Origin of the sequence: Methanobrevibacter sp. (assembly GCF_045541095.1) — an archaeon.
Classification (GTDB): Archaea; Methanobacteriota; Methanobacteria; order Methanobacteriales; family Methanobacteriaceae; genus Methanocatella.
Genome location: NZ_JAZQIJ010000180.1, coordinates 1 through 11,673, shown reverse-complemented (window position 1 = coordinate 11,673; position 11,673 = coordinate 1). Strand labels below are relative to the sequence as shown.

Here is an 11,673-nt window from a genome sequence, read left to right as displayed (position 1 = left end):
TAAAATCAATATTATTTGTTCATTAAGATTTTTCTTAAGGTATCAATATCCGCATCGACCTGTGTAGGTTTAGTACAAGCATCAATAGCAGTGTTAGGATCTTTAAGCAAGTGCCCTGTAACAACACAGGTAATGGTTTCTCCTTTTTCAACTACTCCTTCATCTACAAGTTTTTTAAGACCTGCTATGGAAGCTGCAGATGCCGGTTCAACACCAATACCCTCTGTTCTTGCAAGTAACTTCTGAGCATCAAGGATTTCTTCATCGGTTACTGTTTCTGAATAACCGTTTGAATCATAAATTGCATTCAATGCTTTAATGTCACTAACAGGAGCACCAATACGAATAGCGGTTGCAATGGTTTCAGGATTTTCAACAGGGACAACCCTTTTGTCTCCTTTCCTGAATGCGTTGGTTACCGGACATGCTCCTTCCGCCTGGATACCTGTCATCATTGGCAAGTCTTTAATGAAACCTGCATCATAAAATTCCTTAACTCCTTTCCAGATTGCGGAAATGTTTCCAGCATTACCTACAGGCAAGATTATCCTGTCTGGGGATTGCCATCCGAGGTCACGAACAATTTCATAACCTATGGTTTTTTGTCCTTCTAATCTATATGGATTGATTGAATTTAATAAATAAAGATGTTTTTCTAATGCAAGAGCAGTCATTGCCTCTAAAGCTTCGTCGAAGTTACCGTTTATTGACATTACTTCAGCACCATGGAACATTGCCTGGGCCAATTTTCCTAAAGCAACCTTTCCAGAAGGTAAAAATACAATGCATCTTAAGCCTGCACGTGCTGCATAAGCTGAAAGTGAAGCTGAAGTGTTTCCAGTAGAAGCACAACCTACTGTATGTACTCCCAATTCCATTGCCTTGGTCATGCCGACAGTCATACCTCTGTCCTTAAAACTTCCTGTAGGGTTTGAACCTTCGACTTTTACATATAAGTTGACTCCCAGTTCATCTCCCAATTTATCACATTTGCAAAATGGAGTTCCACCTTCATCAAGAGAAACTATTTTGGTTTCATCTACAGGAATGCATTCCTTAAATTTCCATAAATTATCTTTTCTACCATCAAAAACATCTTTAGAAACATCAATTTCATTGACGAGTTCAAGTACGGATCCACACTTTTCACAGGTGTAGATAACTTCATCATCGTCATATTCTTGTCCACATGAAACACATCTTATCATTTAAATCACATTTTATTATTTGTTAGCATTATATAAATAAATTAACTATGAAATTTGCAATTGGAATTGTCAAATAAACTTCAATAAAACCTGCAATCACCATCAGAATTGAAGCAATGGCCAGTATTATAATAGCCTGCTTAAGTTTAACTGAACTTTCACCAAAAGCATTTTTTAAACTTTGCACAACAGAATCCTCTTTTTGATTCCACAATGATTTTAGAAATCTGTAAATGAAATTAAACAACACCAGGCCGCTTGCACATGCAAGGATACATGATGAAAACTCAAAGATTCCATGGGGAACTATCAAAAGCAAAGTAAAAAACAGGTTGTCGCTGCCGGCCACATAGTATCCTACAAAAAAACCATTGAATGAAAGCACAATCACTGAAAAACACAAAGCAATACCGTAAACAAACATCTGAAATACAATTTGGATGTTGTTTAAAAATATGTCTTCAAATGTTAGCTGAATGACGCCGGATTCTACTTTTTGGGTTAAATCTTCAACTACGGGATTTAAAAAACTGTGCAGATAAGGTTCCAGAACGTATCCTAAAACCAAAGAAATTAAAAGTATCGCTGCTGAAAGGATAATGGCAAATTTGTTTTGCCTGAAAGCGAGTTTAATCTCAGAAATCATTATATCAATGTTTTTGCAATTTCACTAGCTTCAACTTGTTTAACCTTTAAATCTTCAAAGAACTCTTTCATTAAATCTGCAGTTCTGAGTTTACAGTCTCCACAACGTAAGGTTCCGTTTAAACATTCTGTTCTGATTTTCTTAAGTTCTTCATCATCATCAATCAAGTGGTAAAGCAGCATTTCATAAATGACGCACTTGTCGACTTCTCCACCCAATTCCTGCTGTTCTTTTAAGGATTCTCTTCCACCGGTTTTAGCGGATTTGACTTTTTTGACTACTTCATCCACTTCATCATTGAGATAAATTGCAGTATTCGGTTTGGAACTGCTCATTTTATCTCCTGTTAATCCTGTAAGAAACCTGTGATAAGTAGATGCCGGAGTTAAAAATCCTAAATCCTCATGAAGTTTTTGAGCGATATCTCTTGTTAATCTGATATGAGGGTCCTGGTCGATACCGACAGGTACAATAACTTTTTTTGGGCCTCCAAACTCTTCAATTTGGGGAAGAAGAATATCGGCAACCTGCATTAAAGGTGCCTGAATATGTGCAATATTTGTTGATGGAGTGAAACCGTATATTGCCTTTAACTGGTTGAAATTGGTTTTGCTTGCAGCTTCAAATGCAAGATTCTGCAATGCCGGATTGTTGGATTGAAGATAAACGTTGACATTATCCTTATCAAGGTCAAGGCCCAGGACTATCCAGTTGGTCAGATATTCCTCAACTGCTATCTGACGGCCCTTTTCAAAACTCATTCCCCTTGCGGCATATGCTTCCAAATCAGCAATCGGCAGGGAAAGCATTGCACCCTTTTTCTGATACCATATTAACTGATCTACAACCATTTTATGACCTATATGCATTTGTCCACTTGGCATCATACCAGTGACAACAGCAAAATCCTTATTCTGGTTGATTAAATTATTAATTTCATTGAATTCCCTGTGACCGAAAATGACTCCCCTTTGCATTAGCCTTGGAGGATTTTTAATATCGTCAATTATGTCTGAAACCTTTCCTATACCAAACTGATTTACCAACTTATCATAATCTAGGCTAAATGATGCCCATGGATCTATTAAATTTTCCACATTACCACTCTCAAACATGTTAAATTAAATATGTTTTCAATAATTATAACAATAAATATGAAACTACAGTAAAATATAATACATTCCTTCAATTAAAATTATGGTCTTGTCCATTCAATATTGTAGTATGTTATATCAAAGTCATCATCGACTATGGCCAAAAGAAGTTTTTTGTTGACCCCATGGGAAACCCTGACATAACTTGCAAAATCCAATGCGTTAATATCATAATTTTCAAAAATTATTTTTACAAGATAATCGGAATGCCCCTGACCCGGACCTCCGCCACGGTCATATAATCTGAACTCAGAACCGTATTTGAATCCTGTTTTAATGACATAACCTCTATCTTTTAAATCACGATAAACAATATATTTCGCATAGTTGTCCTGCTCTTTTAAAATATCTATCAGATAACCTATACTACATTCAACATCATCTTCATAGATGTCCAAACGCCCTTTTTCTAACAAATAACAAGCTTCAATTAAACTAAGATTAAGACAATCCGCTTCAATTTTACCAAATTTGCTTTTTTCATGTAAAGCAATCGGCCTTTTACTACCCTCTTCAATTTTAATTGATACAATTTCGTTAGATAAATTTCCACGCATTAAAACACCAAAAAAGAAATAAATTATATTTAATGCTATTAAATTTGGAATAAATATTATATAAATTTTTGTAAAAAAAAAGTAAAAAGAAAGTTAAACTCTAATAAATATATTATTAGCCATTTCAAATGGAATATTTAACTCTACATCATCGATAGAAACTAAATAATGGTTTCCCATACGATTTTCATTGTATTCATAGTTTAATTTAGAACCTACCTTAATATCCAAATCAGTAACTTGGTCTAATAAATCGGAGTTTCCTCTAATGAAAGATATGGTTCCTTCAGTATTGGAAGTCAATTCTGAAATAGACAGCAGATTGAATTTTCTGTTCATAATCTGGTCAAAATCCTTTTGGGAGAAACACTCCTGACAACTTTCAAAGTCAAAATTGCATGCCGGAATGATATTATTGTCAGGACATAAGTCAGGATGCTGCAACATGGTACATAAAGCTCTTTCAGCTTCATCAGATAAAGTATGTTCCATTTCACAGGCTTGGTCATGGACATTTTCCTCTTTGACCTTTAAGACATCCAATAGGAATTTTTCTAAAATCCTATGTTTTCTTGTGATTTTTTGAGCAATTTTCATCCCTTCATGAGTTAAAGTAGCACCTTTATATGGAGTATAACCAATATAACCTAATGATTCTAATTTTTTTAACATTTGAGTTACACTACCCGGAGCAATTCCCAAATCTTTGGATAATGTTGTTGTTGAAACCTGTTCTCCATTACTTCCATTACGGTAGAGAACTTCCAGATACTCTTCGATATTTTCACTTATATTCTTGCTCTCAGCCATAAAGACCACCTGTAGTTTTAGATTATTTAAAATTTTATAATTAAAAGTATAAAAAAGTTTTGGTATACCTAAAGAAAAAAGAAAAATAGGATTGGTATTAAATACCAATCACGCTAAACCGTTGCTTTGCCTTAGAAAGGAAGGCTTGAATAAGTTGAATATAGGGAAAACGTATTTGTATTCCAGTTGTTAATAGTTCCCAGTGAATTTCTGGCACTTATAGGGTCTCCAACATACCAATAGCCATTGACCAAAACCTGAGTCCAAACGTGACCATAGGTACCGTCACTGAATCTGCAGGATCCATGAACATACCTTGCCGCAATGCCTGCAGTTCTGTACATGGAAATCAGCAAATGGGCCTGGTCAACGCAATTACCTGTCTTGGCGTTTAAGGTTCCAACGGCACCATATTTGGTATCGTAATAGTAACTGTATGAAACCCTGTCCCTGACATAATTAAATATGGCTTTTGCTTTTGCCAAATCACTGGTCAGACCTGAAGTAACAGAGTTGACTATTGATTTGATAGCTGAATTTCCAACTTGGCAGTTTGAAGTTGCCCTCAAGTAAGCGGAAACATCTTTGATAGTATTTTTCTGATTAAGACCGGAACCTGCAGTACCTGATGGTGTGACATCATCTGTAGAACCATAGCTTATTACAACATATGCAGGCAACTGATTATTTGCGTTATAGTAGGCCAATACTCTTGAAAATGAATCCACGAGCTCCCCATAAATAATTTTACCCAAAGATGATGAAGCAAAATTTGGAGCCTGCTTATTCTCCCTGATATAACCGGCAACATTATTGGCAACCTTAATATAATTGGATTCAGTCAACTGTTTTGAGTTGATGGAATCACCTGTTGGAGATTCAGGTGCGCTTACGCTTGTAATATAGTCAATGTCCGCATTGTTTGAATTTCCAATCTGATATATAGCCTGACTCATAAGATATAAAAATGCAGGAGTTGTAAATGTAATTCCGCCAGCGGTAACAGTATTTGGAAGTTTGCCGTTACTTGAATAATAATTCTTTAAATTAGTTGCGCCGGTCAAGATATTTTTAATTGAAATGGTCTTGCCGGTAGAAGTTGGGTCTGATGTAATCTCCTTGATTTCAACATAGTTCGGCATTTGGGAATTGGCTTTGTAATATGCTAAAACCCTGGAAAATGAATCAACCAGCTGATTATAGCTAATCTTGCCTAAAGCAGAACTTGCATAATTTGGAGCCTGCTTATTTTCAAAGATATATTTGGCAACATTGTTTGCAACAGTCAGATATTTTGACTCAGTCAGTTTGTGTGTTCCACTAATATCGCCAAATGAAGATTCAGGAGATTTGACACCTGGAATCCATGTAATATCCGCCTTGTTTGAGTGACCTATCTGATATGTGGCCTGACTCATCACGTATAAGAATTCCGGAATTGTGAATGTGATGCCGCCTGCCACAACTGTTTTAGGAAACTTGCTGTTGGCAGCATAATGATTTTTCAGATTGGTAGCTCCAGCCAAAACATTACTGACGCTGATTTTGTCCGTTAGGATAATTGTTACTTTATTTGAAGTGCTGGATGCCTTATAAAATGCGTTTCCCGCAAACTTGCATTTGAATGTATAAACACCGACATTCAGGTTAGGCAATGTCAGAAAAGCATCACCATTGCTGTTGGTCTTTGACGAATAGGTTTTTCCATTGATGGTGATTTTAATGATCTTTCCGGCACCAGGTGCATAACCTAATCCATTTTTTAGATTAACCTTAATCTTTTTGGTATTCTTCTTTAAAAAGACATAAGATGATGAGGTCAGCTTTGATGTTGTTGATGAAACCACCTTTACCTTGTTGGTTTTTGTTAATCCGTCAGTATTGTATGAAATGATCTTGTATGTCCCTTTCTTAAGATTGATCATTGAAAGACTGGCAACACCGTTTGAATTTGTTTTAGCGGAATATGTTTTACCGTTAATCCTGAATTTAACTTTCTTTTTAGCCAGTGCTTTACCGTCGCTTTTTAAAAATTTAGCTGTGAATTTCCTTGAATCAGTGTAGACCTTGGTTACATCGCTTGCAGATATTGTTGATAAAATCATGAACGTGGTTGTTAATTTATATGATGTTTTCGGATTGGTTGCAACAATCTTGTATGTTCCAGGTTTGAGATTTACAGCTAGGGAAGCAACACCGTTGGAATTTGTTTTAACTGTTTTTACAGCACCATTTACTGTAATCTTAACATCGGTGTTTGCCAATGCAGTTCCCTTCATATCAGTAAATGTTGCAGTATATTTAGCGCTTCCCCTGTAATATTTAACTACATCACCTGATTTGACAGTATCCTCCAGTTTTACTGCGGAAGCTGCCGCACTGCCTGCAGCAAATACTTCAACAGATGATGACTGACCGACAATCAAATTGTCACCACCATTACAACAGGATAGTCGTGATGATTCATTTGCATTTTCAGATTTCACAACATTAACATCAGATACAGAAAGTTCTGATTTGTCATTGCCCATGTTTGAAACGTCTGATGCAGAAATCTCTGATAAATCACCTGTCAGCCCCACAGCACTCGAGTCAGTTATATTTGCTTCAGCAGAAACAACACCGAGTGAAAATATAACTGCAAGTGCTAAAAAAATCGTGAGAAATATCATTCTGTTCAAAATTAATCCCCCCATTAATTTTTATTTAACTCGCGCTTACAAAATAATATCTCAAATATGCTATATAAACATTCTTATTTGAAAAAAAGGATAATTAACGTTTATTTTTAAAAAATAAGCCTAAAATATGATAAAAATTAGGAAATAAATATTAAATAATTTAAAAAAAATTCTAAAATGATTTAAGAATATGAATTACAATTTCACGAAATCTGATTTAAACATATCAAAATCGCTTAAAAATTAAACAACCTCAAAAAATAATTAAAGACATATAGAAATTATTCCAGACAAAAAACAATATCCAAAACAAAACTTAAATTTTGACATGTTAAAACATTCAAATGTAAAATTAGACATTGAATTAAACGAATTTCACTCAGAAAATTAGACTTCAAAAAAAGAAAAAAAAGATTAATAAAAATTTTATTAATCACTATTTATTTTATCATCAACTAGAATGAAATACCTGCATAAATTCCGTTTAAGGTAAATGAATTGGTATTCCAGTTATTAACTGTTGCAAAAGCGTTTCTGGTACTTGTCGGGTCGCATACATACCAATAATCATCAATTAAAACCTGTGTCCATACGTGACCGTAAGTTCCGTCACTGAATCTGCATACCCCATGAACATATCTTGCTGCAAGACCTGCAGTCCTGAACATGGAAATCAATAAATGAGACTGGTCAACACAGTTACCTGTCTTAGCATTTAAAGTACCTACAGCACCGTATTTAGTATTATAATAGAAACTGTATGAAATCTTGTCTCTGACATAGTTATAGATTGCTTTTGCTTTAGCCAAATCAGAAGTCAGTCCAGATGTAAGAGAGTTGACAACAGACTTAATAGCTGAATTTCCTACAGGACAATTGGTAGTAGATTTCAAGTAAACTGAAGTATCTTTCACAGTGTTTTTCTCATTCAAACCAGTACCAGTGCCAGTTGGAGTTGAATCTCCTGAATCATATGTGATTACAACATAACTAGGCAATGCAGAATTGGTATTATAATAAGCCAGCACACGTGAGAATGCATCTACCAACTCATCATAAATTATTTTTCCTAAAGTAGATGAAGCGTAATTAGGTGCCTGCTTATTAGATGCAATATATTTAGCAACATTATTGGCTACAGTCAGGTAATTTTGTTTAGTTAATTGTTCTGAACTAATAGAATCTCCAAATGGAGATGCAGGTGCACTAACACCAGTAATATAACTAATATCTGACATGTTTGAATTGCCTATTTGGTATATTGCCTGACTCATAAGATATAAGAATTCAGGTGTTTTGAATGTAATTCCACCTGCAGTAACTGTAGCTGGAAGTTTACTGTTTTTTGAATAATACTCCTTCAAGTTAGTGGCGCCAGTTAAAATATTTTTGATTGAAATGGTATCTCCGGTTGGAGTTGGAGTAGGAGTAGGATCCGGTGTCGGATCATCAGATGGTGAAACATCCTTAATCTCTACATAATTTGGCAATGCTGAATTAGCTTTATAATATGCCAATGTTCTGGCAAACGCATCAACCAAGCTTTCATATTTGATATTTCCTAATGTGGAAGAAGCATAATTAGGAGCCTGATTATTGTTTGCAATATAATTGCCTACTCTAGTAGCCACATCAACATAATCTGATTTATATAACTGACCAGAAGCTGTTCCGGCTGAATTTTCAGGAGCTGTTGCAGCAACAGGTGAAATAGCTGCAGAACTTCCCGCATTAATATTCACAATCGCTTTTGACATCAAGTATAGGAATTGTGCGGTAGAATAGGTTACTCCGCCAACACTTACAGTAGCAGGTACAGTTCCTTTTGATGCAATAGTGTTTTTTAATGTAGTTGCAGCAGTTAAGATATTTGCCAAGGAAACTGAATCAGTAGTTATATCATCTGATGATGAATCTGATGAATCAGACATGGTACTGAAATTAGGGAAGTTGGTATGACCCCATCTAAATATTATGGCACCTTTAGCGCCACCACTAAGTCCTGCCTGACAGTCCTTGGTAATTTCAGATAGAGAAAGTTTTGTTACATCGCTATCTGATTTATAACCCTGCAAACCTGACCAGATTTCAGCGCCTTTTGAATTTTGAACAAACCATTTGGTTGTAGAAGTAATCCAAGAGGTGGTTTTACCGTAATTTCCTTTGTAAATCATCGGAATAAGCACATCCAAACTTGAACTAAGTGCGGAAATATCCTGACCATAGTAATAAGCATTACTGGTTGTTTCAGGCATTAAAGCACCGGAAACAATTAAATCCTTATTGATAGCATGAACAGCATCAGCAACCTGTTTAGCAAATTGGCTGATTGCAGCAGTACCACCGCTGGTTTTATATGCTGTACCAGGATATCTTAAATAATCCAGATGAACACCAGCTATTCCTTTAAGATTTGCATAAGTTTTAGCTTCATTAATTTTTTTATTAAAGTATGCAGTATTGACTGCTCCATTTTTAATCGGATTTACCCAGCTTCCGTCATAGAAGGATTGCATCCAGATATGAACTCTGATTCCAACTTTAGCTGCACTTGCAATCCAAGATTCGACAGCAGATTTTCCATATTCTTCTACTGCATAAAAGTTCAAGAATATATCAGTAGTTCCTTTGGAAGCCAAAGTGCTTAAAGAAACACTTTTCATATCTCCACCGAAAACCCAGTATCCATATCCATTAGTTACAGGTTTTTTAACGACACTGATTGCTTTTGATGCATTGGCAGGACCATTATCATTATCTTTCGCACCATCATAACTGTATGTCACGGTATAATTTCCAATACCAACATTCGCAGTGAATGTGGCAATACCAGTTGAGGAAGTGGTTGCAGTATATGTCTTGCCGTTTACTGTCAGTGAAACAGTTTTACCGGATAATGCATTTTTATTAGCATCCTGCAATAAAACCTTGAAAGTTTGAGATCCCTGATAGAATGATGTGCCGCTTTTCCATGTTAGAGTAGGAGTAGTCCTTTCTTTAATGGTAACTGTAGAAGATCCTGTCTTAGCACTGACTTTTGAATCTCCTGCAAATGTATATTTGATTGGATATTTACCTATAGCAAGGTTCATTCCAAAATAGAATACTCCATTTGCATTAGTTGTTCTTGTATAAGTTTTACCATTGATTTCCACTGTTACAGTTTTGCTTGCTAAAGGAACGGTTCCGGAAGTTAATGCTGCACTAAATGAATTGCCTGCACCATGTCCAAATGTGGTTCCGCTTTTAACAGTGAATTTGGCGGTTTTACTTGGAAGGATATAGAGTTTATTTGAAGCACTTGATGCTTTATAGAAACTATTTCCAGCAAACTTATATTTTACGGTATATGTACCTGCAGCCAAGGTCGGTAATTTTACAGAAGCCACACCTTTACTGTTGGTTTTTGCAGAATAAGTCTTGCCGTTTACTGTGAATTTTACAATTTTTCCAGCACCAGGAGCATAACCTAATCCATTAAGTAAAGTTGCCTTAATTGTTTTTGAATCGCTTTTAAGGAAAGTGTAAGTTGAAGTAGTTAATTTGGATGTAGTTGAACTAACTACCTTAACTGTATTGGTTTTAGTTAAACCGTCAGTATTATAAGATATAATTTTATAAGTTCCTTTTTTAAGGTTAGTCATTGATAAACTAGCTACACCTTTACTGTTTGTTTTAGCTTTATAAGTTTTACCATTAATCTTAAACTTAATGTATTTGTTAGCTAAAGCTTTACCATTGCTTTTTAAAAATGTTGCAGTGAATTTTTTACCGTCAGTATAAACTTTAGTAACATCATTTGCCTTGATTGTAGTTAATATTTTAAATTTATTTGTTGCAGAATAACCTGTTTCAGGGTTTTCCGCTACCACAGTATAAGTTCCAGGTTTAAGATTAACTGCCAAGGAAGCAACACCATTTGCATTAGTCTTAACAGTATGAAGTACACCATTTACTTTAATCTTAACATTGGTATTAGCCAAAGCTTTACCGTCAATATCAGTAAATGTTGCTGTGTATTTTGTGCTTCCTTTATAATATTTGGTTACATCACTTGATTTGATGGTATCTGCAATATTTACTGTAGAAGAAACATTATTAGCGTCACCATATGCTGCATTTTCAGAAGATACAGATTGACTAATAACCCCATTACTACCATCATTGTAATCATCATTTATGTTAGTTGATAAATTATTTGAATTTTCAGATCCTAAAACTTCTTCACTTGATAGAGAAACTTTAGATGAATCGTTATCAACATTTGAATCACTAGATACAGAAATCTCTGATGAATCAGTTGTTTTCTCCAGTGGGACTGATAAATCTGATGTGTCATCTACTAAGCCAGTAGCATACGAATCTGTAATATTTACATCACTTGCAGAAATAGCGCTAATTGAAAACATGACCGTTAGCACTAAAAATAAAGTGAGCAATAGTTTTTTGTTCAAAATATTTTACCTCCATAACAATTATTTTAAACATACACAAGATAAAAATCTCGCTTATCAAATATTTATCTCAAATATGTTATATAAACCTTTTTATTTCAAAAAAAGCATTATTCTTATTTGATTTTTAAAAATAAACTTAAAAATTAGTTAAAACAACAAT

The 11,673-nt window shown here is 34.8% G+C and carries 7 protein-coding genes; all 7 read right to left on the bottom strand.

Annotated features, from left to right (window positions below; all coding sequences use genetic code 11):
- Window positions 1-11: 11 nt before the first annotated feature.
- The gene (gene thrC / locus ACKI2P_RS07480; RefSeq protein WP_407376447.1) at window positions 12-1,208 is read right to left on the bottom strand and encodes a threonine synthase; all 1,197 of its coding nucleotides are present in this window, start codon (window positions 1,206-1,208) and stop codon (window positions 12-14) included.
- A 28-nt stretch (window positions 1,209-1,236) separates the two neighbouring features.
- Window positions 1,237-1,854, bottom strand: coding sequence for a stage II sporulation protein M (locus tag ACKI2P_RS07475; protein WP_407376445.1), 618 nt, complete (start codon window positions 1,852-1,854; stop codon window positions 1,237-1,239).
- On the bottom strand, window positions 1,854-2,951 hold the full coding sequence (locus ACKI2P_RS07470) for a tryptophan--tRNA ligase (protein ID WP_407376443.1): 1,098 nt from the start codon (window positions 2,949-2,951) through the stop codon (window positions 1,854-1,856). Before ACKI2P_RS07470 ends, ACKI2P_RS07475 begins: the two co-directional genes overlap by 1 nt.
- 98 nt (window positions 2,952-3,049) lie before the next feature.
- Window positions 3,050-3,565 (bottom strand): tRNA-intron lyase, encoded by a 516-nt coding sequence (gene endA, locus ACKI2P_RS07465; RefSeq protein WP_407376441.1) that lies wholly within the window; start codon window positions 3,563-3,565, stop codon window positions 3,050-3,052.
- A gap of 93 nt (window positions 3,566-3,658) precedes the next feature.
- Window positions 3,659-4,375: a metal-dependent transcriptional regulator gene (locus ACKI2P_RS07460; RefSeq protein WP_407376439.1), complete on the bottom strand. Its 717-nt coding sequence runs from the start codon at window positions 4,373-4,375 to the stop codon at window positions 3,659-3,661.
- 131 nt (window positions 4,376-4,506) lie between these two features.
- Window positions 4,507-7,047, bottom strand: coding sequence for a pseudomurein-binding repeat-containing protein (locus ACKI2P_RS07455; protein ID WP_407376449.1), 2,541 nt, complete (start codon window positions 7,045-7,047; stop codon window positions 4,507-4,509).
- A gap of 464 nt (window positions 7,048-7,511) precedes the next feature.
- Window positions 7,512-11,465, bottom strand: coding sequence for a pseudomurein-binding repeat-containing protein (locus tag ACKI2P_RS07450; protein ID WP_407376437.1), 3,954 nt, complete (start codon window positions 11,463-11,465; stop codon window positions 7,512-7,514).
- Window positions 11,466-11,673 lie beyond the last annotated feature (208 nt).